We start from the raw sequence: 22384 nt of genomic DNA on the forward strand, positions 1-22384 counted from the left end.
TTATTCTTTTTTGGGAATAATGTTATAAATTTCACCTGATTCGAACAAGTGGATGACCTCTTGGAGCCATTCATAATATTTTCTGGCGTGATCCATTTTTTGATAATCATTTTGAATGGCTTGCTGAAGCAGTTCGTCCTCATTATTTGATAACGCTTTTAAAATATGGGAATGCTGTTCAACGGCTTTTAAGTTATTATCAACAGATGTTCTCCATCTTTTCACAAAGACAGCAGAGAAGGATTTATACCAATCTTCTTCAGATTGATATAAGTCTTTGCGAACACCTTTTTGCCAAACACGGTCGACCATATTTGCTTCCAGGAGTGTTCGAATTCCTGTACTCATGCTCGTTTTGCTCATCCCTATTGCGTGACTCATTTCATCCAATGTCATGGGGTCTTTTGCAAAAAGAACGGTTCCATACAATCTTCCAACCGATTGTGTAATTCCATACATATGAATGTTTTTAGATAGTTCATGTGAAAATTCTTCACGTGCGAGTTCGAGCCTCTCCCAATCAATATGCTCTTTTTTTTCAACCATTCTAACTTGTCCTCCCCAAGTAGATTCATTATGAGCTCTTGCCCTACCCCAATTTGGTTTCTTTACTAGATTTTTTAGAATTTTTTCATTCTTTTTATTTATTCTTTTTAGGTTTCGCCTTATTTTAAAAAGGGTAAACCTTATCAGTCCGATTTAAAAACGTTACTTATAAAGATATTATCAAAAATGTGAAAAAGGTGAAAGTGCTCAAATTTGGATGATCCCTTAGCATTTGCTAGGATTACTAAGAATCTCTTTCGTAATGTCTGTACAGTTTAAACTGTACGTAATAAATAAACAATACGTACTGAATATAGAGATTGTTGTTAATTTTACAAAAGGCTATAGTTAATAGGTCGGGTGTTACACGGAAAAAGTAAGTGAGGTGAAGCGAACGTGGCAAAAGTGAAAGTAGAAGGTCTCACTAAAGTCTTTGGGAAAAAGACAAAAAAAGCGATTGACCTTTTGAATGAAAAGAAAACGAAAGACGAAATTTTAAAAGAAACGGGAATGACCGTTGGCGTTAATCAAGCCAGCTTTGAAATTGAAAATGGTGAAATTTTTGTCATCATGGGATTGTCTGGTAGTGGTAAGTCAACAATCATTAGGCTGTTAAATCGTCTGATTGAGCCAACGGTAGGAAGTGTCTGGTTAGATGGAGAAGACTTAGCCAAAATGGACAGCAAAAAACTAAGAGAAGTTCGTCGAAAGAAAATGGGGATGGTTTTCCAAAAGTTTGGCCTGTTTCCTAACCGAACGGTGCTTGCGAATGTTGAATATGGATTAGAAGTTCAAGGGATTGCTAAAGCAACAAGATATGAACAGGCGATGACATCATTAGAGCTAGTTGGCTTAAAAGGGTATGAACAAAAATATCCCGACCAATTATCTGGTGGAATGCAACAGCGAGTTGGTTTAGCACGTGCACTTGCGAATGATCCTGACATTTTGTTAATGGATGAGGCTTTTTCAGCTTTAGATCCTTTAATTCGAAAAGACATGCAGGATGAATTGTTGGATTTACAAACAAAAATGCAAAAGACGATTATTTTTATTACTCATGACTTGGATGAAGCATTGAGAATCGGTGACCGCATTATGATTATGAAGGACGGTTCGATTGTTCAAGTCGGGACACCGGAAGAAATTTTAACACAGCCTGAAAATCAATACGTGGAGAAGTTCGTTGAGGATGTCGACCGTTCTAAAGTATTAACGGCTGAAAATGTCATGATTCGTCCAGAGACGATTAAACTTGAAAAAGATGGTCCACGTGTGGCAATTCAGCGTATGAAAGAAGCGGGAATTTCAAGTATTTATGTGACAACGAAAACAAAGGAACTTGTTGGGGTTGTTCACGCAAATGAAGTATCTAAATTAATTAAGGAACAAAAAAGTGATTTAAATGAAATCATTGACAAAGATATTCCTAAAGTTTCAATGGATACATCAATTTATGAATTGCTTGATTCCTTATCAACGAGCTCGATTCCTCTTTCTGTAGTCGAAGAAGGGAAATTAAAAGGAATTATTGTAAGAGGTGCTGTTTTAGGAGCACTGTCTGGAAATGAGGTGGATTTCGATGGATTCCATACCACGTCTACCACTAGCTGAATGGATTGATAGTTTTGTAGATTGGCTAAGAAGTGGAGCAGATTTTTTTGAAGCGATTCGTACGGGAATTGGTGCTTTAGTTGACTTTTTTGAAATGATCTTAGCTTTTCCACCAGCGTGGTTATTTATTTTACTCGTTGTGGCTCTAACTGTCTTTTTAAATCGTAAAAAATGGGGTTTACCTGTTTTTGTCTTATTTGGACTACTATTAATTTATAACCTCGGTTATTGGAATGGAGCGATTCAAACACTCTCGCTTGTTTTAACGAGTGCTTTTATTGCGTTAATAATAGGAATACCGCTTGGAATTTGGATGTCGAAAAGCAAAATTGTAGAGAGCATTTTAAAGCCTGTACTCGATTTAATGCAGACGATGCCAGCCTTTGTTTATTTAATTCCTGCAGTTGCCTTTTTTGGAATTGGAATGGTTCCAGGTGTCGTAGCATCGGTGATTTTTGCGATGCCACCAACCGTTCGATTAACAAACTTAGGAATTAAACAAGTATCAACAGAATTAATTGAAGCGGCGGATGCCTTCGGGTCAACGCCAGCACAGAAACTATTTAAAGTTGAGTTGCCAATGGCCAAAGGAACGATTATGGCAGGGGTTAACCAAAGTATTATGCTTGCTCTTTCGATGGTCGTTATTGCGGCGATGATCGGTGCAAGAGGTCTTGGGCAGGAAGTTTATTATGCGGTTGGACAAAACAATGTCGGCAAAGGTTTCGAAACAGGGATTGCGATCGTTATTATTGCGATCATCCTTGACCGTTTAACGCAAAGCTTTAACGCCAACAAAAAAGAAGCTTAATCACTTAGCTTAGTCAAGTTTTTTAACTTTGATTAATAAATAAATAAGATAAAGGGAGTGTCAAGTATGAAGAAAAATTGGAAACGTGCAGGACTAGCAGTAGGTTTATCTTTTTCATTATTTTTAGCAGCTTGTGGTAATGATGATGATACGTCAACGAATAATGAAACAGGAGAGAATGGTGATTCGTCATCAACGGTTGCTGAATCATTAGATTATACGATTACGGGTATTGATGCTGGTGCTGGTGTAGTCGCACGTGCTCAAGAAGCGGTTGAAACATATAACTTAGAAGATTATGAAGTACAAGTAAGTTCATCTGCTGCGATGACAAGTGCTTTAGCTACTGCTATTGAAAACGAGGAGCCAATTGTTGTCACTGGTTGGAACCCACATTGGAAATTTGCTGAATTTGATTTGAAATACTTAGAAGATCCAGAAGGTGTATTTGGTGAAGCAGAAGATATTCACACGATTACTCGTTTAGGGTTAGAAGAGGACATGCCAGAAGCATTTGAAGTATTAAGCAATTTCTTCTGGACAGAAGATGATATGGCTGTCATTATGAATGACATTAATAACGGAGCTGATCCAGCAGTTGCTGCCGAAGATTGGTTTGATGCAAATCAAGATAAAGTAGCTGAGTGGACAGATGGTGTCGCAACAGTTGATGGCGATTCTATTTCATTAGCTTTTGTTGCATGGGATTCAGAGATTGCTTCAACAAACTTAATGAAGTTAGTTCTTGAAAGTGTTGGTTATGATGTCGAGATTAGTGCTTTAGAGAATAGCTTTATGTGGGAAGCGATTGCCTCTGATGAAGCAGATGCAATGGTTGCAGCATGGTTACCAGTAACACATGCTACTCAATGGGAGCAATTCGAAGATCGAGTCGTTGATTTAGGAGCAAACTTAGAAGGTGCCGCTATTGGTTTAGTCGTTCCTGAATATATGGATATTACATCAATTGAAGATTTAAATAATTAATTGACTTTAAGAGTAAGATAAAAACACTCTGACCGAGGCAGAATACTGTCTTTGGTCGGAGTTTTTTTGTTACAATCATAGAGAAGAGAGCGTTTACTTTAAAATGAAATATAGAGTAAGTATTAAAAATGGATGATTTAGAGGAGGAGGAGGTCATTAAATGGAATATCGTAAATTAGGTAAAACAGGATTCGAAGTAAGTGAAGTTAGTTTTGGAACGTGGGCGATTGGTGGTTCTTGGGGAAATGTAAATGATGCGCAATCATTAAGGGCTCTTGAATTTGCAATTGATCAAGGTGTGAATTTTTTTGATACAGCAGATGTTTATGGAGATGGTCATAGTGAAGAACTATTAGCAAAAGCGACAAAGGGAAAAGAAGAGGAAGTCTTTATTGCAACCAAGTTTTGTCGTATGGGTGATATTCATGCATCTGAAAACTATTCCTATGAAATGATTCGTTCTTACTGTGAATCAAGTCTAAAACGATTGAATCGTGAAGCAATTGACCTATATCAAATTCACTGTCCTCCTACTGATATTTTAAAAGACGGAGCTGTTTTTGACATTCTTAATCGTCTACAAGAGGAAGGAAAAATCAAAAACTATGGTGTCAGTGTTGAAACGGTAGAAGAAGGATTAATTTGTTTAGAAAACCCAAATGTCAAAACACTTCAAGTTATTTTTAATCTATTTCGTCAAAAGCCTTTGGAGCAACTTTTTCCTGAAGCAGAAAAAAAAGAAGTGGGGATTTTAGCAAGATTGCCTCTAGCTAGTGGATTATTGACAGGGAAATTCACAAAAGAGTATCGGTTCGAACAGGATGATCATCGTTCATTTAATGAAAACGGTGCGGCCTTTAATGTGGGAGAAACGTTTGCTGGGTTAGGGTTCAGTAAAGGAGTAGAACTAGCAGAACAATTAAAATGGATCGCAGAAGGAAGAGGAACAATGGCTCAAGCGGCTATGCGTTGGATTTTAGAGCAATCAGCGGTTTCCTGTGTCATTCCTGGTTTTAAAACAACAGAGCAAATAGAGGACAATCTTAAGTCGCAAGAAGCAAGTTCTTTTTCTGAGAGTGAACTAGAAAGGCTCAAGTTATTTTATTCCGAGAGCGTGAGTGAACATATACGAGGTGCGTACTAATAAGCGATAATAAATTGAAGTGTGGTAATGGGAGAAGTTGTCCAAGACTGTGTTAGAAATAGAGGTGACTAGTGAAGTGCTTATACGGCTTTTCTGGTCACTTATTTTAGTTTAGTTTTAGTAGGTTATCGATGTGACCTTATTGCGATTGTCATTTGGAGGTGACAAGAGAGAGGAGCCTCCCGTATAAAATGTAGCCATCGGCACTTGGCGACAACTCTGGAATATTCCATCCCTTTATCATCAACCTTAGTTAAAAATTAATTGCTCCACATTTACTTAAAAATCGACTAGGACAACTGTTATCCCCCATAGGCTAGTTGAGAGGGGGAATTGCATGTTTAAAGGTATTGATTGGTATGGCTTTTCCTTTGTAGTCATTTCATTAGTACAGGAGTATGTTCATTATCAGCAATTGCCACGGATTTATTATTGGAAGCTTGATATGAAAGAGGAAGATGATGATGAAAAACATCGGGCCTCGTAACAAGGCCCGGTTTTGTAATTATTAAAGTTAAACTTGCTGTTTTAAAGAGTGAGCGATTTCTGCAATGATTTCTTCTGTTGCCTTTTCGTTTTGTAATAAATCATAATCCTTAATGTTTAATCGTAAAACGGGACAGGCGGTGAATTGGTTAATCCAAGTTTGATAACGTTCGTGCATTTCTTCCCAATAGCTGATAGGTGTTTGTTGCTCCATATTTCGACCACGTTTGTGGATGCGGCTAATAATTTCATTCAAATCTCCTTCTAAATAAAGGAGGACATCTGGGTGTGGAAAGTAGGGAGTCATTACCATCGCTTCAAACAGGCTCGTATAAGTAGCGTAATCTGTTTCGTTCATTGTCCCTTTATCAGCATGCATTTTGGCGAAAATTCCAGTATCTTCATAAATCGAGCGATCTTGAACAAACCCTCCACCTAGTTCATACATTCTCTTTTGTTCTTTAAAACGTTCTGCAAGAAAATAGATTTGCAAGTGAAAACTCCAACGTTCAAAGTCAGCATAAAATTTATCTAAATATGGATTATGGTCAACATTTTCAAAGGATGTTTTAAATTGAAGTGCTTCAGCAAGTTTGCTAGTCATCGTAGATTTGCCAACCCCTACTGTACCAGCAATGGTGATAACGGCATTTTGGGGAATATTATACTTTTCTCGTAAGTTCAAGAGGAACGACTCCTTTTTGTTCGAGTTGTTTAAAAATTTGGTTAAGGTCTGTTTCGTTTTGAACAAAATCTAGCTCATCACCATTAATACGAATAATAGGAATAGAAGGGTATTTTTCTTCCCAACCTTTGATGGATTCTTCGTAATCAGCGGTTAATTGCTCTAAATAGGCGGGATCGATATTTTGTTCCATGTCACGACCACGAATCTCAATTCGTTTTAAAAGAGTGGGTAAGCTTGCTGTTAAATAGATGACACAGTTTGGTCTTGGCATATCATCTGTTAAAATATGATAGATTTGCTCGTATTTACGATATTGTTCTGTTGTTAAAGTCCGTTTCGCAAAAATTAAATTTTTAAAGATGTGATAATCAGCGACAACGGGAATTTGTTTAGATAAGTAGTTTGTTTTTAAGTCTTCTAGTTGTTTATAACGATTGCAGAGAAAGAACATTTCGGTTTGAAAGCTCCATTCTGAAATGTTTTTATAAAACTTGCTTAAAAATGGGTTTTCGTCAACAATTTCATTTAAAACCGCATATTGATAGGAAGTGGAGATCGCTTGGGCTAATGAAGTTTTCCCAACACCAATCGGACCTTCCACAGCAATAAAAGGGATTTGACTCATCAAAGAACCTCCTGAATAAAAAGCGAAGCCTGTTCGTTCAGAAGCGAGAAAAAATACAGGGCGGCTTTTGAAGACGCTCTTTGTCTTCATAAAGACGAACCGATTTTTCTCGAGCTTCTAACAGGTGCAGCTAGATTGAATAAAAAGCGAAGCCTGTTCGTTCAGAAGCGAGAAAAAATACAGGGCGGCTTTTGAAGACGCTCTTTGTCTTCATAAAGACGAACCGATTTTTCTCGAGCTTCTAACAGGCGCAGCTAGATTGAAAAAAAGCGGAGCCCGTTTGCCAAGAAGCGAGAAAAGTGAAGTTGGTATACTCCGCAAGCTGCATGACCTACGCGTTCCGCGGGTGAACCGGGAGCCTCCTCGCTTTGCTGCGGGGTCTCCCGTATGTCACTAATCCCGCAGGAGTCTCCGGTCATTCCGCTTGCTCCGTTTGGATAAGGGAAAATGGAGTTAACCAAAAAAGTCACATTTTCATATGCTTGATTTAGTTTAGGGGCATCACTTTATTTTAAAGTGAACCGTTTAGAAATCGATTTTTCTCGAGCTTCTAACAGGCGCAGCTAGATTGAAAAAAAAGCGGAGTCCGTTTGCCCAGAAGTGAGAAAAAATACAGGGCTGACTAAAAAGTCGCTTTTTGACTTTATAGGCAGACCGATTTTTCTCGAACTTCTAACGGACGCAGCTAGATTAATTTATTAGATTTTGCCATTTTTCAAGTCAAGTAGGCTGTCCTATTTTTAGGGCAGCCTTACTTTATTTGAGGAATTGTTTGATTAAACTAATTTAGTTGTCCAGTTTTCGCAATTCCAAACATCGGTGACGACATCTTGATAAAACTCCGGTTCATGACTGATGAGCAGAATGCTTCCTTTGTAAGCTTTTAACGCTCGTTTTAGCTCGTCTTTTGCATCCACATCTAAGTGATTGGTTGGCTCATCCAGTAATAAAATATTTGTTTCTTTATTAATTAATTTACATAAACGGACTTTGGATTTTTCTCCACCACTCAGCACGACAATTTTGCTTTCAATGTGTTTAGTAGTTAGCCCGCATTTAGCTAGGGCTGCACGAACTTCCGCTTGAGTTAAAGACGGAAATTCATTCCACACTTCTTCAATACATGTATGGTTTGTACTTGGAGCCTCTTGCTCAAAATAACCAATTTCTTGATAATCGCCTCGCTCAATCGTTCCTGATAAAGCTGGATTAATTCCGATGAGGCTTTTTAGCAACGTCGTTTTTCCAATCCCATTCGCACCGACGAGGGCAATTTTTTGGCCGCGTTCCATGCGGAGTGTTAAGGGTTTAGACAGTGGTTCATCATAGCCAATGACGAGATCCTTCGTTTCAAAGATGACCTTACTTGTTGTGCGAGCTTCTTTAAAATGAAATTCTGGCTTCGGCTTTTCTCTTGCTAGTTCAATGATATTCATTTTATCTAATTTCTTTTGACGTGACATTGCCATATTTCTAGTGGAAACACGGGCTTTATTACGAGCGACGAAGTCTTTTAATTGAGAAATCTCCTGTTGTTGGCGCTTAAAGGCAGCCTCTAATTGCTGTTTTTTCATTTCATGGACTTCTAAGAAATGATCATAATCACCAACATAACGATTTAGTTCCTGATTTTCCATATGGTAAATAATATTGATGACACTATTTAAGAAAGGAATATCATGAGAAATTAAAATAAAAGCATTTTCATACTCTTGTAAATATCGTTTTAGCCATTCGATATGCTGCTCATCTAAATAGTTGGTTGGTTCATCAAGTAAAAGGATGTCAGGCTTTTCTAAGAGAAGTTTGGCTAATAAAACCTTAGTCCGTTGACCACCACTTAAATCGGTCACATCTCGTTCAAGACCGATATCATCCAAACCAAGACCACGAGCAATTTCTTCCACTTTTGCATCAATAATATAAAAATCATTGTTTGTTAAAATGTCTTGAATGACTCCGACTTCCTCAAGCATTTTTTCTAGCTCTTCAGGAGTGGCTTCTCCCATTTTGTCATAAAGATTATTCATATCTTGTTCTAAATCAAATAAATATTGAAAGGCACTTTTTAGAACATCACGCATTGTCAGACCTTTTTCTAAAACGGTATGCTGATCAAGATAACCAACACGGACACGCTTCGACCAGTCGACTTTCCCCTCGTCAGGCATTAGTTTGCCTGTAATGATATTCATAAAGGTGGATTTCCCTTCACCGTTTGCTCCAATTAAACCGATATGTTCGCCCTTTAGTAAACGGAAGGAGACCTTTTCAAAAATAGCACGGTCACCAAAACCGTGGCTTAAGTTCGACACAGATAAAATACTCATAACGACACCTTTCTTCTAAAACGGACATTATTTTCTCATCATATTTTATCATATTATCCGAATAGAAGTACTGTAAAAAATGACTAAAAGGATCAGATTCAAGAAGTTTCATTACTCAAAAAATTAGGGTGGTTCATGCTATACTAAGAAAGATGGCGTTGCCTCTTTAGTAAGTGTCATGATTTTACATACGTTAGGAGAATGTTTGATGAAAATTTTGATTACAAGAAAAGTACCTGAAGCATTGTTAGAGCGTTTGTATGAATTACCAAATGTGAAAGTTATCATGTTTGATAAGGAAGATGAACCAATGCCACGTGAGCAACTATTAGCGGAGCTCAAAACAGCAGATGGCGTATTTTCTAACCTTTCAGATAAGCTCGATTGTGAGGCATTAGAACAAGCTGAGCAATTAAAGGTAATCAGTACGCTTGCTGTTGGATATGACAACATAGATTTAGAAGTTGCTAAGGAAAAAGGGATCAAAATAGGCCATACACCTTATGTTTTAACGGAAGCGACAGCAGATTTGACGTTTGCTTTATTATTAGCAACGGCAAGGAACTTACCACAAGGTCAACAAATGATTAAAAATAATGAGTGGAGCAGTTGGAGTCCATTCGGTTTAACTGGCAAACAAGTATATGGTTCAAAAATTGGAATTATTGGTATGGGACGAATTGGACTAAGTGTAGCCAGACGTGCAAAAGGTTTTTCTATGGATGTTCTTTACCATAATCGCAGCCGTCATGAAGAGGCTGAAAAAGAAGTTGGAGCGAGATATTGTTCATTAGATGAGCTGTTAGAACAAAGCGATTTTGTTGTTTTATTAGCTCCTGGCTCGAAAGCGACTTATCATATGATCGGAACCGAGCAATTTAAAAAAATGAAAAATACAGCTTATCTCATTAATTCCTCCCGTGGAACGAATGTCGATGAAAAGGCGTTATATGATGCTTTAAAAACAGGAGAAATAAAAGGAGCAGGACTTGATGTCTTTGAAAAAGAACCAATTTCTGCTGATCATCCATTGCTTGAACTTGAAAATGTTTTAGCGATTCCACATATCGGAAGTGCTTCTATTGAAACGAGACAAGAAATGGTCGAAGTGACGGTTTCAAACTTGGTGAACGGTTTAACGGGAAAAGAGCTTGTTTACGAAGTACCCAATAAATAAAACCAGTGACGGATGAATATATACTAAGGGAAAGAAAGGACGATAAACATGAGTGAACGTTTTAATCAAGTCATTGAAAGAAGAGGAACGAACTCGTTGAAGTGGGATATGTTAAACGAACGATTTGGAGCAGATGATATCTTACCTTTATGGGTAGCGGATATGGATTTTCGTGCTCCAGACGCAGTGATTGAAGCGATTAAAGAAAAAGCCGATCATGGAATTTTTGGATATCCTGCTCATTCAAAATCATTAGACTTAGCCGTGCAATCATGGCTTTCGCGTCGTTATAATTGGGAAGTAAGTGAGAATTCTTTTGTTTATACATTAGGAGTTGTCCCTGCTCTTAGTCATCTTATTAACGCCTTTACAGAACATGGAGATGAAATTATTATTCAAACTCCTGTTTATTATCCCTTCTATGATGTAATTGAAAAAAATGAGCGGACATTGGTGCGAAATCCATTAAAATACGACGGGAAACAATATGAGATGGATTTTGAACAACTCGAAGACGTCATTACGGACAAAACAAAAATGCTGTTATTATGTCATCCACATAATCCAGGTGGCCGCGTTTGGAAAAGAGCTGAACTTGAGAAACTTGTAGCGATTTGTAAAAAACATAATCTTTATATTGTTTCAGACGAAATTCATGCTGATCTATTATATGAAGGACATTCCCATATTCCGATTGCCTCAATAGATCCTGAAATGAAAGAGCGTATCTTTACGTGTTTGGCTCCGAGTAAAACCTTTAATTTAGCAGGACTCCAAGTTTCTTATATTGTGATGGAAGATAGTGCCACACGTTTAAAGCTCAAAAAGTTTATCGCAACCACTTTTACAGGTATGAATAACAGCTTTGCAGAAGTGGCGATGGAAGCGGCGTATACACATGGAGAACCATGGTTACAGGAATTAATGACTTATATCCAAAGCAATTACAAGCTAGTGACCGATTTTCTAAGGGAGCATATGCCAAAGGTGAAATGGATGGAACCAGATGGGACGTACTTGTTATGGTTAGATTTTTCACAATTAAACTTCACTCCAGCTGAACGAAAAAAGTGGCTCATTGAGGAAGCGAAAGTAGGCTTTAATCATGGAGCGATGTTCGGGGAGGAAGGGAAAGGGTTTGAACGAATGAACTTGGCTTGTCCAGCGAGTACGATTGAAGAAGCGTTAAATCGTTTAAAAGCAGCTTATGTAAAAAGCGGCTATTAATTTCAGAACAATTTACGAAGGTAGGAGGATTTAGTGCGTTAATGACGAATAGATTATATAAAAGGGTGCATTTTGTCATAACTTCATCCGGATACACATATGATTGGATTAGCTAAGTTTGTCCATACATTTTTGTTAAAGTTTAAAAAAAGGAGACATTTACAAATGAAACAGATGAATCAATTTTTTGAGTTGGTCGACGAATGTAAATGGAAGCTTGATAGGAACTTAACGAAACAAGAATTAGAACTCATTATGTGGATTCAAGAAAGAAAGTTAGAAGCACTTTTTGAAGACGCTAAGCCTTCTTAATAATGTTAGAGAGCACCCTTATGTAAAAATAAGGGTGCTCTATTTTGGTCGTATACATAATTGGATTTGAAAAACTTTGGACTAAAACTCATAATATGATTTAATAGGAGTATGTATTTTATGGATTCAACTGTTCTCTTTTGACCTAAAACGGAGCGAGCGGAATACCCGGTGACTCCCGGCTCACCCACGGAACGCGTAGGGTATGTAGCTCACGGAGTAGGCTAACTAATGTAACCATATTTTAACGAGTAGCCCGTTTTTTAGTGGCTTAATACATAAGGGAGGAAGTAAGGATGAAAACATTTAAACTTTACTCAATTTATTTATTAAAAGGGAAATCAGGCAAGCTTACACATTATCCATTAAAGCTTGAGCGTGGATTAATTATTAACATGGAAAATTCCAAACAAACATGGTTAATAGAAGCCGTTGTGGAAAAAGAGCAGTTTGCTTTTTTTAATGAAGTGCAACAAGAGGATAAGGACTTATTAATTGACGTCGTTATTTCAAGAAAAGATAATTACCCAGCGACATTAATCACAAAAGTTTCGGAAATTACCCAATTAACATCAGGGATTAGCATTTTAATGAAAGGAAACCTCATTTTAGGAAAAGATGAAGTTTTAGAAGATGTCGTGGAGGATCTAGTCGATGAAAATTATAAGGGGCCAGAATTTATCGATGAGTTCAAACGAAGAAAAGCTAACTTAACGGCTCATTCCCAGCGAACATTAGATGAGGTTTATGAGGAATTATTAAAAAAGGATGATTACCGACTTGTTTAAAAAAAGTCGTGAAAATGAGGTTCAAGACCAGTCTTTTTTCTGTAGCACCATAGAAGAGTGAGGTAGATACTCATCACGTCCGCTCGAAACATAAATTCCATACGAAAAGATAATAACCCACCAAAAAATCATTTTATGATAACTTGGTGGGTTATTTTTTTGAGACTTGCTGTTTCCTCCCGCTGTCTTCCACTTTTTATACAGAATAGAATTAGGGGCTTGTTGAATACTTAGTACATAAGAATGGTTTTCGTAAAAGGGGAAAAGTGATGTTAGGAGAGAATAAGAAATTAGCGATATTATCGATTGCCTCAATTCCTCTTGTCATGACATTAGGGAATTCGATGCTCATTCCCGTCCTGCCAATGATCGAAAAGGAATTAGATATTACTTCGTTACAAGTGAGCATGCTCATTACGATTTATTCCGTTGTGGCGATTATTTGCATTCCGATTGCAGGTTATCTTTCGGACCAAATTGGCAGAAAAAAAGTTATTATTCCGAGTTTAGTTATTTCAGGAATCGGTGGTTTAGTTTCTGGACTGGCTTCGGTTTATATAGCCAATCCATATTATATGATTTTAATTGGGAGACTATTGCAAGGAGTTGGGGCAGCTGGTGCTTCTCCTATTGTGATGCCGTTAGTTGGGGATATGTATCGGGATCAAAAGGAGGTTAGTAAAGGGTTAGGAATGATTGAAACGTCAAACACATTTGGTAAAGTTCTCAGCCCCATTTTAGGGGCAAGTTTAGCGGCTATTCAATGGTACATCCCCTTTTTTTCATTCCCTGTTTTTTGTTTAATTTCAATTGTTTTAATGACCTTTCTCGTCAAATCACCCGAACTGTCAACCGAAAAAGTTAAATTTCCCGATTTTTTGAAGCTACTTAAAGGAATATTTAAACGGGAAGGTAGATGGCTGTACGCTGTATTTATCATTGGTGGAATTTGTATGTTTGTATTATTTGGTGTGCTATTTTATTTATCGACGATGTTGGAAGAGGAACATAATATTGAAGGCATCAAAAAAGGGATTGTGCTTGCTGTGCCCTTAACAGCATTATGTTGTAGTTCCTTTGTAACAGGCAAGTTAATCGGCCAAAATAAACAAAAAATGAAAGAGATGACGATCATCGGTTTAATCGGACTAACTTTATCGATTGCTGTGATTGCTTTTTCAGAAGATATTTATATTTTATTAACTTGTTTATTTATAAGTGGGATTGGAATTGGTTTTGCTTTGCCAAGCCTAGACGCTCTTGTCACGGAAGGCATTGTGAAGGAGCAAAGAGGCTCCGTTACTTCATTCTATAGTTCGATGCGATTTGTTGGAGTAGCTTTAGGTCCACCTATATTTACGTTGCTCATCAAAATATCACACCAGTTTTTATTTTTATCAAATGCTATTCTATGTTTGATTATTTTATTATTAGCGATATTTTTTATAGAAGGAGGAGAAAAGATCAAAATTACATGGTAAGCAATTGATAATGGACGTCATTGCCCTTTATACTGAAATGAAGAAGAGGGGCGGTGATGATCATTTATCAATTTACAGATTTAAATGGATGCTCTATTTCTTTACAATTTGCCCAAGGTTTGCCGCGGGATGTTAAACATGTTTGGATTCTTTGCCGTTTTGAGGAAAGCTGGCTGTTAACAAGGCATAAAAAACGAGGATATGAGTTTCCTGGTGGAAAGGTCGAAGAAGGAGAGAGTCTAGAAGAAGCTTGTCATCGTGAGGTATATGAAGAAACAGGGGCGATTATTGGGCGGTTAGATTATATCGGTTGGTATCGTGTGGAGGGCAATGGTCAGCTGTTCAATAAGGCGATTTTTTTGGCTGAAGTTGAGGTCGTTGAGGAGAAGGATGATTATTTAGAAACGAACGGACCACTTTTAATCAAACAATTTCCCGACAACCTAAAACAAAATCCAGAATATAGTTTTGTCATGAAGGATAAAGTTTTACCATTAGCCCTTCAGTACATAGAAAATAGGGACGATAGATGAACTAGAAAATGAAACTTAGCAGACGAGATAGGTTGGCCGACTCCTGGAGGATGAAAGGGGAGTTCACTGAAAAGGTCTTAACATCAACTTTAACTTAGAAATTAGTTTTTCGAGTAGATAGTCGCTCATGGATTCAAACTATTTTTTTATGATCCAAAACGTAGCCAGCGGAATACCGGAGGCTCCCGGTTCACCCGCGGAACGCGTAGGGTATGTAGCTGGCAGAGTATACAAAATCATCCAAACTTGATTCTAACTAACAGAACTTTTTCAGTGGTCACAGGAAAGGGGAGGCTGCAATCCATTGGCGTAGACAGTTCAGCTCCCGCCGGAGGGTCTGTGCCTTCCCTCTCACTTTTATAATATTCAAAAAGGGGCTGAACCCTCAAAGATCATTTTCATGACTTTTGGGACAGTCCCTTTTTTATTGTCCATTAAAATTGGATTAACTTTTTCTCGAGGAGCTCGACTAGTTTATACATGACAGTTGCTAAAACGGCAATCACAACTAAGCTCATTAAGACAAGGGTAAAATTGAATACTTGGAAGCCGTAAATGATTAAGTAGCCAAGCCCTTGTTTGGAGACGAGAAATTCCCCAACGATAACGCCAACCCATGAAAGGCCGACATTGACTTTTAATGTCGAAATAATCGTTGGCATCGAGGCCGGTAAGATCGCATTTCCAAATGTTTGTGCCTTTGATGCTCCAAATGTTTTTAACACTTTAACATAATTAGCGTCGACTTCTTTAAAGGCACTATAAACAACAATCGTAGTGATAATGACTGAAATTAAGGCCCCCATTGCTAAAATAGAAGTAAACCCAGGTCCTAGACCGACGATTAAAAGCGGACCAAGGGCAACCTTTGGCATTGAATTTAAGACGACTAGATAAGGATCAAGGACCTTAGAAGTAAAGGGGGACCACCAAAGGATAGCGGCAATGATGACCCCGACAAGGGTTCCGATAATAAAGCCAAGAATCGTCTCAAATAAAGTAAAAGATGTGTGTAAAAATAAACTTCCATCAGAGATGCGTGTGACAAGTAAATCCCAAATTCGTGACGGCATACTAAATAATAAAGGATCAATCCATCGCTGACGTGCTGCGACTTCCCAAAAAGTAAGGAAGGAAACGAGTATACTTATTTGAACAATAAAAACTTGCCATTTTTGTTTACGTAATGAACGTAAATAATTATCATGAAGTTTTCCGAGGTTCAAGGGATTCCATCTCCTCCCATATTAAGTTGAATTGCTCGGTATAAGCAGAAGTTTGACGTGCATCAAAAGGGATGAGTTCCTTTATTTCTTTTGGGATATCAAAAACACGATGAATCCGACCGGGTTTTGTATTTAACAAAACGACTCGATCAGACATCGAAATGGCTTCCCCGATATCATGTGTAACTAAAATCGCTGTTTTGCCTTCCCTTTTTAACGTTTTAAACACGAGATCTTCTAGCTTTAGCTTCGTTTGATAATCTAGAGCGGAAAAGGGCTCATCTAATAACATAAACGAAGGATCTGATGCGAGCATTCGAATCAGGGCAACCCTTTGTCTCATTCCCCCTGATAACTGGGCAGGGTACAACGATTTTTTGTCTAACAAACCCATCGCATCAAGTAAATTTAAAGCTCTTCTTCTTGAAGACTCATCTAATGAATGTCGAATATGCTGACCAATGGTGATATTACTTTCAATCGTGAGCCAAGGGAATAAATAGTCCTGTTGGAGCATGTAGCCGATATTGGTCGTTTTTGGCTCAATCCGCTTTTCATTTAATAAAATTTTTCCTTTTGTTGGCTTTAAAATACCAGAAATGAGAGAAAGAAGAGTCGTTTTCCCGCAACCACTTGGACCGATAATCGAGATAAATTCTCCTTCATTAATGGTTAATGAAATATCCTCTAATGCTAATGCTGCTTCCTCTTTTGTTAAGTAAATCTTCGAGACGTCTTGAATCGTTAATTTAGCCATCGAATCAGTCCAATACGCTTTCAGCGATACTTGTATTCACGAGCTCGCGGAAATCAATTTCTTTAGGGAGTTCTCCAGCTGCATCCATAATGACTTGAAGTTGAATCCAAGCTTCCTCTGTTAAGAGAGGATCAGTTGCATATGAGCCTTGAGATTGATAACGGTCCACAACTTGAGCAATTAACTCGACATCCGCATCTTCAAAAAAGGTAGCAATCGATTCAGCGATGACGTCACTTGATTGCTCTTCTACCCATTGTTGTCCTTTATATAACGCGCGAGTGAATGCTTCTAAAGTCTCTGTGTTTTCTTTAATAAAACTTTCTTTTGACATAAATCCTGTGTATGGCACAAGTCCGGATTCTTCGCCAAACGAGGCGACGATGTACCCAATTCCTTCATTTTCAAATTGAGTCGCTTGTGGTTCAAATAATTGAACAAAATCACCTGTCCCTGAGGCGAACGCACTTGGAATATTTCCAAAATCAATACTTTGAATTAATTCAAGGTCTTGATGAGGGTTAATTCCATGCTTTTTTAGTACATGCTCACCTACCATTTGTGGCATTCCACCGACACGTTGACCTAAAAACGTCGTATCACGTAAGTCCTCCCATTCAAATGAATCCATTTTCTCTCTGGAAACAAGGAAAGTCCCATCTGTTTGGGTAAGGGCAGCAAAGTTAACAGCAGGGTCATTTGCTCCTTGTGCATAGACGTAAATCGACGTTTCTGCACCTACTAACGCAACATCGGCTCCATCAGAAAGAAGAGTGGTCATCGTCGTATCCCCACCCCAAGTAGTCGTTAATTCTAAATCAATGCCTTCCTCTTCAAAAAAGCCTTCCGAAATCGCGGCGTATAAAGGGGCATAAAAAATTGAACGAGTTACTTCAGCTAGACGAATTTTCTGTAATTCTGCGTTTGAATTGGAGCAAGCAACGGGCAGCAAGATTAAAGATATCAGTAGAATGATCGAGGTCATTCGTTTTAAGAAAACCATCTGTTTCAACTCCTCAAAGGTTAAATATTTGTAATTGTGATAGTCTATGTAGGTGTACGTTATTGTGTGTTAGCCTAGATAATAAAGGTTGTGAAAAAATGTTACTTGCTCAAGTTAGAGTTCCTTCCCCACATCCACGCATTGAACTTTTTGAAATGACTTATTTGAGTGAAGGCTTAAAAGTGAAAGGTTATTTAGCGAAGCCCATAATGGCTAAAAGCTTGCCAGGTCTTCTTTATTTAAGAGGAGGAATTAAGAATGTCGGCATGGTACGGGTCCAACGATTAATTCAATGGGCCAGTGAAGGATTTGTGGTTATGGCTCCGTTTTATCGTGGGAATAAAGGAGGAGAAGGACAAGAGGATTTTGCTGGGGAAGATCGTTATGATGCGATTCATGCTCTCGATATATTAAGTGAGTTACCATATGTGAATGCCAATAGCCTCCATGCATTAGGTTTTTCTCGTGGTGGTGTGATGGCCCTCCTTACGGCGATTGAACGACCTCAATTAACGACATGTACCCTATGGAATGGGGTGACGGACATGTTCTTAACCTATGAAGAACGGGTCGATTTAAGAAGAATGCTGAAGCGTGTCATTGGTGGTACGCCGAATAAGTATCCCGAACGTTACGAATATAGAAGCCCGATAAGTGAAATGAAAAAAACGAATATCCCGATATTAGTTATTCATGGTGAAAAAGATAAACATGTTTCGGTCGAGCATTCAATTCGATTAGAAAAAGCATTAGGTGACCAAGTAGAAGCTTGGTACTTTAAAAAATTTCCCCATCATTTCCCTGTTAAAGATCAGCAGAAGGTTTTGGGAAAGGCAGCAAAGTGGATGAAATCACAAGAAAAGAGAAAACTAAACGAATAGACGTACGTAGGGAATTTTGTATAGGAAAAAACTTGATCCAAAAGAAACGCTAGAGATCGTTGACAGTCACCCTGATCTGCGTTATGATATGTCCCGAACGGATACTCTTATCCTGAGTAGGTGGAGGGACAGGCCCGAAGAAACCCAGCAACCATTACTTCATTGAAAAGAAGTGAAAAGGTGCTAACCTGCAAGGTATATTCCTTGGACGATAAGAGGCGAAAGGTAAACACTCCAACCCTTTTCCTCACTGTGTGGAAAGAGGGTTTTTATCGTTTATATTTGTCTAAAATACGTCTTCGATTGTTTTTACTCCCACAATCGGAAATGAGTGCCGTCACAATTTTTCGCCCATGACTGTTTGTTGGTTATGTGCAGAGGAGGAAAATAGAAATGGTTTTAAAAAGTAGACGTCTATTTACATCAGAATCAGTAACGGAAGGACATCCAGATAAAATTTGTGATCAAATTTCGGATGCCATTCTTGATGAAATTTTGAAAAGTGATCCAAACGCACGTGTTGCTTGTGAAACATCAGTAAATACAGGACTTGTCCTTGTAGCTGGTGAGATTACAACGAGCACATATGTCGATATTCCGAAAATCGTTCGTGAGACGATTAAAGGGATCGGTTATACTCGTGCAAAGTATGGTTTTGATGCAGAAACTTGTGCCGTTTTAACATCTATTGATGAGCAATCAGCTGATATCGCTCAAGGTGTTGACCAAGCATTAGAAGCACGTGAAGGCCAAATGACAGATAAAGAAATCGAAGCAATTGGTGCAGGGGACCAAGGGTTAATGTTCGGTTTTGCGACAAACGAAACAGAAGAATTAATGCCATTACCAATCTCATTAAGCCATAAATTATCTCGTCGCCTTGCTCAAGTACGTAAAGAAGAAATTCTTGATTACTTACGTCCAGATGGAAAAACGCAAGTAACGGTAGAGTATGATGAAGATGGAAAACCAGTTCGTGTTGATACAATTGTTATTTCCACACAGCATCATCCAGAAGTAACATTAGAGCAAATCGAAAAAGATTTAAAAGAACATGTTATTAATGAAGTCGTTCCTGCTGAGTTAATTGATGCAAGTACAAAATACTTCATTAACCCAACTGGTCGATTTGTTATTGGTGGACCTCAAGGGGATGCTGGCTTAACAGGACGTAAAATCATCGTTGATACGTACGGTGGTTACGCTCGTCACGGTGGCGGTGCGTTCTCTGGTAAAGATGCAACTAAAGTAGACCGTTCTGGTGCTTATGCAGCTCGTTATGTAGCGAAAAACATCGTGGCAGCAGGTCTTGCTGAGAAATGTGAAGTTCAATTAGCTTATGCTATTGGTGTAGCTCGTCCGGTATCGATTTCAGTTGATACATTTGGTACAGGTGTTGTTTCAGAAGAAGTTCTAGTTGAATTAATCGCTGAGAACTTTGATCTTCGCCCAGCTGGTATCATCAAAATGCTTGACTTACGTCGCCCAATTTATAAACAAACAGCTGCATATGGACATTTTGGCCGTACAGATGTTGCATTACCTTGGGAAAGCACAGATAAAGCCGCAGTGTTAAAAGAACAAGCTAAATTAGCGAAGTAATATTTTAAGAAATGTAAAATAAATATAAAAAAAAGCTAAATCGTTGTGAGCAACGATTTAGCTTTTTTATATTTAATCAGTTAAGTGGGAAAGTCCTTATCAATGCAGGAGCAGCGCTGTTAATTGAATATACGAAAGTGAAGGGCCACCCTTTTAACCAACATCGCCCAGTTTATGTAGATATTTTTATAAAAAGGAGAGTATGTGAAGAGGTTCAATCGGTAAAAATGAAAATAGGGAGGTGAATGAAAATGGCGACTGATGTATTATGTGAAGTAAATAACTGTGTTTTTTGGGATAATGGAAATCGGTGTAGTGCCGATAAAATTTATGTAGTTAGTCATAAAGGAAAAAAGGCGAACAAAACTGAAGAAACAGACTGTAAAACGTTCGAACCAGAACATATGGGATAAGTTTTTTCAGAAGCAAATTTTCCTGAATGGCTACAAAATGATCTCGTCCATTAGGATGCGGTGATCATTTTATATTCATCTGCAAAGTCTATGCTCAAGACGATTAATGATGAATAGAAAAGGAAGACTTTGTTAGGGGGGAGGATGATTGGTCTTCCCCCCCTACTTATAATATTGATTATCATTATCAATATTATACATAGTAGGTGCAAGTAAAATTATTTATATAAGATAAACTTCAGCATAGCGATTATTTCTGTTGTAATGATTTATAAAATTGGCCTTTATCACGATAATCTTTAACAATTCGTTTCATCTCTTTTTTATCTTCTTCATTAATTTCACGAATGACTTTCGCTGGCCGACCGAATGCAAGAGTGTTAGGTGGAATTTTTTTACCTGGAGGGACTAAGCTACCAGCCCCAATAAAAGCACCTTCTCCTACTTCTGCTCCATCTAAAATCGTTGACCCCATCCCTATTAAAGCTCTTTTTTGAATGATACAGCTATGTAACATGACTTGATGTCCAACGGTTACTTCATCTTCAATAATTAACGGTTTATTTGGACTTTGATGCAACATGGATTGATCTTGAATATTAACACGTTCACCAATGATAGTCGGAGCGACATCTCCACGAATGACCGTTTGAAACCAGATACTCGATTCTTTTCCAATGACAACATCTCCTGTTATCGTAACATAATCAGCAATAAAGGCTGACTCTGCGATAACAGGTTTTTTTCCTTTGTAAGCGTAAATCAAATTATTCATCTCCTTTGTCTTTTTACAGAAAAACGATATACTTATTTTATCATTTCTTAAAAAAAGAATGAGGAAAAGATGAACAGTTTCCTTATGATGAAAGAGTGGCCGTTCATAATAAGAAAGAAAAACCAAAATGGATGATCTATGATGCTTACATTCATAAGTTAGAGAGGGGCAAACAAAAATGTGGACCTATTTTATAGAGGATTCAAGAGCAACAATCGTCCTTATTCACGGGGCTGGCGAACATCATGGCCGCTATGAATGGTTAGCGAATAAATGGAATGAACACGGGATTAATGTCGTGATGGGTGATTTGCCTGGTCAAGGCAGGACGAGAGGGAAAAGAGGGCATATTAATAGCTTTTCCCAATACCTTGATTCTGTTGATGAATGGGTTAAAGAAGCCGAAAAACAAGAAGTACCCGTTTATTTATTAGGGCATAGTATGGGTGGACTTGTCGCAATTCGATATATGATGGAGAAAAAAAACAATATAATAAAAGGGTTAATGTTATCCTCCCCATGCTTAGGTTTATACAAGCCTCCATCGCAAGGGAGAGAAATGATGTCAAAGGCCTTACACCGTGTAAGTCCTTCATTAACCGTTAACTCAGGCATTAATTCGGCTCTTGTGACAAGAAACGAAGAGATTCGTGATTTATATATGAGGGATGAATTACGAGTGTCAAAGGTATCTGTTAGATGGTATCGAGAGCTCAGCAAAGCAATGCATTTGGCGATTCGTTATCCAGAAAAGATGCCAGATATTCCGCTTGTTGTTATGCAGGCGGGCGATGATAAAATTGTGAGTAAATATGCTGTGAAAGATTGGTTTGATAGCTTGGACATAGCAGAGAAATCATATAAAGAATGGAACGGGTTTTATCATGAAGTATTTAACGAGCCTGAGCGAGAAGATGTATTTCGATATGCGGTTGGCTTTATGAATTTATGGGAGTATTAAATTGTTCAATAAATTTT

The 22384-nt window shown here is 38.0% G+C and carries 23 protein-coding genes and 1 riboswitch; of the genes, 15 read left to right on the plus strand and 8 right to left on the minus strand.

Going from position 1 to position 22384, the window contains the following annotated elements:
- Nucleotides 1-546: a GbsR/MarR family transcriptional regulator gene (locus AA0017_RS01635; RefSeq protein WP_413378899.1), complete on the minus strand. Its 546-nt coding sequence runs from the start codon at nucleotides 544-546 to the stop codon at nucleotides 1-3.
- Nucleotides 547-942: 396 nt separating this feature from the next.
- Here AA0017_RS01635 and AA0017_RS01640 point away from each other — a divergent pair, with 396 nt between their 5' ends.
- The 5 genes from AA0017_RS01640 to AA0017_RS01660 all read left to right on the plus strand — a co-directional run bounded on the left by AA0017_RS01640 (nucleotide 943) and on the right by AA0017_RS01660 (nucleotide 5589).
- Nucleotides 943-2160: a quaternary amine ABC transporter ATP-binding protein gene (locus AA0017_RS01640; RefSeq protein ID WP_413378900.1), complete on the plus strand. Its 1218-nt coding sequence runs from the start codon at nucleotides 943-945 to the stop codon at nucleotides 2158-2160.
- Nucleotides 2129-2971 (plus strand): ABC transporter permease, encoded by an 843-nt coding sequence (locus AA0017_RS01645; protein ID WP_413378902.1) that lies wholly within the window; start codon nucleotides 2129-2131, stop codon nucleotides 2969-2971. Before AA0017_RS01640 ends, AA0017_RS01645 begins: the two co-directional genes overlap by 32 nt.
- Before the next feature lie 66 nt (nucleotides 2972-3037).
- A complete protein-coding gene (locus AA0017_RS01650) occupies nucleotides 3038-3958 on the plus strand; it encodes a glycine betaine ABC transporter substrate-binding protein (protein WP_413378904.1) in 921 nt (306 codons plus the stop codon).
- Nucleotides 3959-4118: 160 nt separating this feature from the next.
- Nucleotides 4119-5102, plus strand: a complete 984-nt coding sequence (locus tag AA0017_RS01655; protein ID WP_413378906.1) for an aldo/keto reductase — start codon at nucleotides 4119-4121, stop codon at nucleotides 5100-5102.
- A gap of 337 nt (nucleotides 5103-5439) precedes the next feature.
- Complete coding sequence (locus AA0017_RS01660) at nucleotides 5440-5589, plus strand: hypothetical protein (protein ID WP_413378908.1); 150 nt, start codon at nucleotides 5440-5442, stop codon at nucleotides 5587-5589.
- A 27-nt stretch (nucleotides 5590-5616) separates the two neighbouring features.
- Here the strand turns inward: AA0017_RS01660 and AA0017_RS01665 are convergent, their stop codons facing one another.
- The 3 genes from AA0017_RS01665 to AA0017_RS01675 form a co-directional block, all read right to left on the minus strand.
- Nucleotides 5617-6273, minus strand: coding sequence for a deoxynucleoside kinase (locus AA0017_RS01665; protein WP_413378910.1), 657 nt, complete (start codon nucleotides 6271-6273; stop codon nucleotides 5617-5619).
- A complete protein-coding gene (locus tag AA0017_RS01670) occupies nucleotides 6251-6901 on the minus strand; it encodes a deoxynucleoside kinase (protein ID WP_413378912.1) in 651 nt (216 codons plus the stop codon). Before AA0017_RS01670 ends, AA0017_RS01665 begins: the two co-directional genes overlap by 23 nt.
- A 776-nt stretch (nucleotides 6902-7677) precedes the next feature.
- Complete coding sequence (locus tag AA0017_RS01675) at nucleotides 7678-9231, minus strand: ABC-F family ATP-binding cassette domain-containing protein (RefSeq protein ID WP_413378914.1); 1554 nt, start codon at nucleotides 9229-9231, stop codon at nucleotides 7678-7680.
- Nucleotides 9232-9439: 208 nt separating this feature from the next.
- Between AA0017_RS01675 and AA0017_RS01680 the strand changes: the two genes are divergently transcribed.
- The 6 genes from AA0017_RS01680 (at nucleotide 9440) to ytkD (ending at nucleotide 14749) form a co-directional block, all read left to right on the plus strand.
- The gene (locus AA0017_RS01680) at nucleotides 9440-10408 is read left to right on the plus strand and encodes a 2-hydroxyacid dehydrogenase (protein ID WP_413378916.1); all 969 of its coding nucleotides are present in this window, start codon (nucleotides 9440-9442) and stop codon (nucleotides 10406-10408) included.
- 48 nt (nucleotides 10409-10456) lie between these two features.
- Nucleotides 10457-11635 carry a MalY/PatB family protein gene (locus AA0017_RS01685; protein WP_413378918.1) on the plus strand — a complete coding sequence of 393 codons (1179 nt, stop codon included), beginning with the start codon at nucleotides 10457-10459 and terminating at the stop codon, nucleotides 11633-11635.
- A gap of 165 nt (nucleotides 11636-11800) precedes the next feature.
- On the plus strand, nucleotides 11801-11947 hold the full coding sequence (locus AA0017_RS01690) for a hypothetical protein (protein ID WP_168771618.1): 147 nt from the start codon (nucleotides 11801-11803) through the stop codon (nucleotides 11945-11947).
- A 296-nt stretch (nucleotides 11948-12243) separates the two neighbouring features.
- Complete coding sequence (locus AA0017_RS01695; protein ID WP_413378920.1) at nucleotides 12244-12735, plus strand: YwpF family protein; 492 nt, start codon at nucleotides 12244-12246, stop codon at nucleotides 12733-12735.
- Between the two features lie 269 nt (nucleotides 12736-13004).
- Nucleotides 13005-14216, plus strand: a complete 1212-nt coding sequence (locus tag AA0017_RS01700) for an MFS transporter (protein ID WP_413378922.1) — start codon at nucleotides 13005-13007, stop codon at nucleotides 14214-14216.
- Between the two features lie 56 nt (nucleotides 14217-14272).
- On the plus strand, nucleotides 14273-14749 hold the full coding sequence (ytkD, locus tag AA0017_RS01705; RefSeq protein ID WP_413378924.1) for an RNA deprotection pyrophosphohydrolase: 477 nt from the start codon (nucleotides 14273-14275) through the stop codon (nucleotides 14747-14749).
- A gap of 434 nt (nucleotides 14750-15183) precedes the next feature.
- Here the strand turns inward: ytkD and AA0017_RS01710 are convergent, their stop codons facing one another.
- Genes AA0017_RS01710 through AA0017_RS01720 form a run of 3 tightly spaced genes read right to left on the minus strand, consistent with a single transcriptional unit; the run spans nucleotide 15184 to nucleotide 17735 of the window.
- Entirely contained in the window at nucleotides 15184-15975 is a 792-nt protein-coding gene (locus AA0017_RS01710; protein ID WP_413378926.1) for an ABC transporter permease, read from the minus strand.
- On the minus strand, nucleotides 15953-16732 hold the full coding sequence (locus tag AA0017_RS01715; protein WP_413378928.1) for an ABC transporter ATP-binding protein: 780 nt from the start codon (nucleotides 16730-16732) through the stop codon (nucleotides 15953-15955). The genes AA0017_RS01710 and AA0017_RS01715 overlap by 23 nt, the downstream gene beginning before the upstream one ends.
- A 4-nt stretch (nucleotides 16733-16736) precedes the next feature.
- Nucleotides 16737-17735, minus strand: coding sequence for an ABC transporter substrate-binding protein (locus AA0017_RS01720; RefSeq protein WP_413378930.1), 999 nt, complete (start codon nucleotides 17733-17735; stop codon nucleotides 16737-16739).
- Between the two features lie 98 nt (nucleotides 17736-17833).
- Between AA0017_RS01720 and AA0017_RS01725 the strand changes: the two genes are divergently transcribed.
- The 3 genes from AA0017_RS01725 (at nucleotide 17834) to AA0017_RS01735 (ending at nucleotide 20631) form a co-directional block, all read left to right on the plus strand.
- Nucleotides 17834-18616 carry an alpha/beta hydrolase family protein gene (locus tag AA0017_RS01725; protein ID WP_413378932.1) on the plus strand — a complete coding sequence of 261 codons (783 nt, stop codon included), beginning with the start codon at nucleotides 17834-17836 and terminating at the stop codon, nucleotides 18614-18616.
- Nucleotides 18617-18720: 104 nt separating this feature from the next.
- Nucleotides 18721-18834, plus strand: a riboswitch (SAM riboswitch).
- Nucleotides 18835-19009: 175 nt separating this feature from the next.
- A complete protein-coding gene (metK, locus tag AA0017_RS01730; protein ID WP_413378934.1) occupies nucleotides 19010-20218 on the plus strand; it encodes a methionine adenosyltransferase in 1209 nt (402 codons plus the stop codon).
- 251 nt (nucleotides 20219-20469) lie between these two features.
- Complete coding sequence (locus AA0017_RS01735; RefSeq protein WP_003323840.1) at nucleotides 20470-20631, plus strand: DUF1540 domain-containing protein; 162 nt, start codon at nucleotides 20470-20472, stop codon at nucleotides 20629-20631.
- A 250-nt stretch (nucleotides 20632-20881) separates the two neighbouring features.
- Here AA0017_RS01735 and AA0017_RS01740 read toward each other — a convergent pair whose 3' ends face one another.
- Nucleotides 20882-21397, minus strand: a complete 516-nt coding sequence (locus AA0017_RS01740; protein ID WP_413378936.1) for a gamma carbonic anhydrase family protein — start codon at nucleotides 21395-21397, stop codon at nucleotides 20882-20884.
- 187 nt (nucleotides 21398-21584) lie between these two features.
- Between AA0017_RS01740 and AA0017_RS01745 the strand changes: the two genes are divergently transcribed.
- Complete coding sequence (locus AA0017_RS01745; protein ID WP_413378938.1) at nucleotides 21585-22367, plus strand: alpha/beta hydrolase; 783 nt, start codon at nucleotides 21585-21587, stop codon at nucleotides 22365-22367.
- Nucleotides 22368-22384 lie beyond the last annotated feature (17 nt).

The sequence above is a fragment of the Alkalihalobacillus phoenicis genome, from assembly GCF_047302405.1.
Classification (GTDB): domain Bacteria; phylum Bacillota; class Bacilli; order Bacillales; family Bacillaceae_D; genus Alkalihalobacillus.

Coding starts and splice junctions, on each gene's coding strand:
- AA0017_RS01670 (WP_413378912.1), bottom strand. CDS start 6,901: ATGAGTCAAATCCCTTTTATTGCTGTGGAAGGTCCGATTGGTGTTGGG.
- AA0017_RS01660 (WP_413378908.1), top strand. CDS start 5,440: ATGTTTAAAGGTATTGATTGGTATGGCTTTTCCTTTGTAGTCATTTCA.
- AA0017_RS01680 (WP_413378916.1), top strand. CDS start 9,440: ATGAAAATTTTGATTACAAGAAAAGTACCTGAAGCATTGTTAGAGCGT.
- AA0017_RS01655 (WP_413378906.1), top strand. CDS start 4,119: ATGGAATATCGTAAATTAGGTAAAACAGGATTCGAAGTAAGTGAAGTT.
- AA0017_RS01725 (WP_413378932.1), top strand. CDS start 17,834: ATGTTACTTGCTCAAGTTAGAGTTCCTTCCCCACATCCACGCATTGAA.
- AA0017_RS01735 (WP_003323840.1), top strand. CDS start 20,470: ATGGCGACTGATGTATTATGTGAAGTAAATAACTGTGTTTTTTGGGAT.
- AA0017_RS01690 (WP_168771618.1), top strand. CDS start 11,801: ATGAAACAGATGAATCAATTTTTTGAGTTGGTCGACGAATGTAAATGG.
- AA0017_RS01745 (WP_413378938.1), top strand. CDS start 21,585: ATGTGGACCTATTTTATAGAGGATTCAAGAGCAACAATCGTCCTTATT.
- AA0017_RS01695 (WP_413378920.1), top strand. CDS start 12,244: ATGAAAACATTTAAACTTTACTCAATTTATTTATTAAAAGGGAAATCA.
- ytkD (WP_413378924.1), top strand. CDS start 14,273: ATGATCATTTATCAATTTACAGATTTAAATGGATGCTCTATTTCTTTA.
- AA0017_RS01720 (WP_413378930.1), bottom strand. CDS start 17,735: ATGGTTTTCTTAAAACGAATGACCTCGATCATTCTACTGATATCTTTA.
- AA0017_RS01685 (WP_413378918.1), top strand. CDS start 10,457: ATGAGTGAACGTTTTAATCAAGTCATTGAAAGAAGAGGAACGAACTCG.
- AA0017_RS01715 (WP_413378928.1), bottom strand. CDS start 16,732: ATGGCTAAATTAACGATTCAAGACGTCTCGAAGATTTACTTAACAAAA.
- AA0017_RS01635 (WP_413378899.1), bottom strand. CDS start 546: ATGGTTGAAAAAAAAGAGCATATTGATTGGGAGAGGCTCGAACTCGCA.
- metK (WP_413378934.1), top strand. CDS start 19,010: ATGGTTTTAAAAAGTAGACGTCTATTTACATCAGAATCAGTAACGGAA.
- AA0017_RS01700 (WP_413378922.1), top strand. CDS start 13,005: ATGTTAGGAGAGAATAAGAAATTAGCGATATTATCGATTGCCTCAATT.
- AA0017_RS01675 (WP_413378914.1), bottom strand. CDS start 9,231: ATGAGTATTTTATCTGTGTCGAACTTAAGCCACGGTTTTGGTGACCGT.
- AA0017_RS01650 (WP_413378904.1), top strand. CDS start 3,038: ATGAAGAAAAATTGGAAACGTGCAGGACTAGCAGTAGGTTTATCTTTT.
- AA0017_RS01645 (WP_413378902.1), top strand. CDS start 2,129: ATGGATTCCATACCACGTCTACCACTAGCTGAATGGATTGATAGTTTT.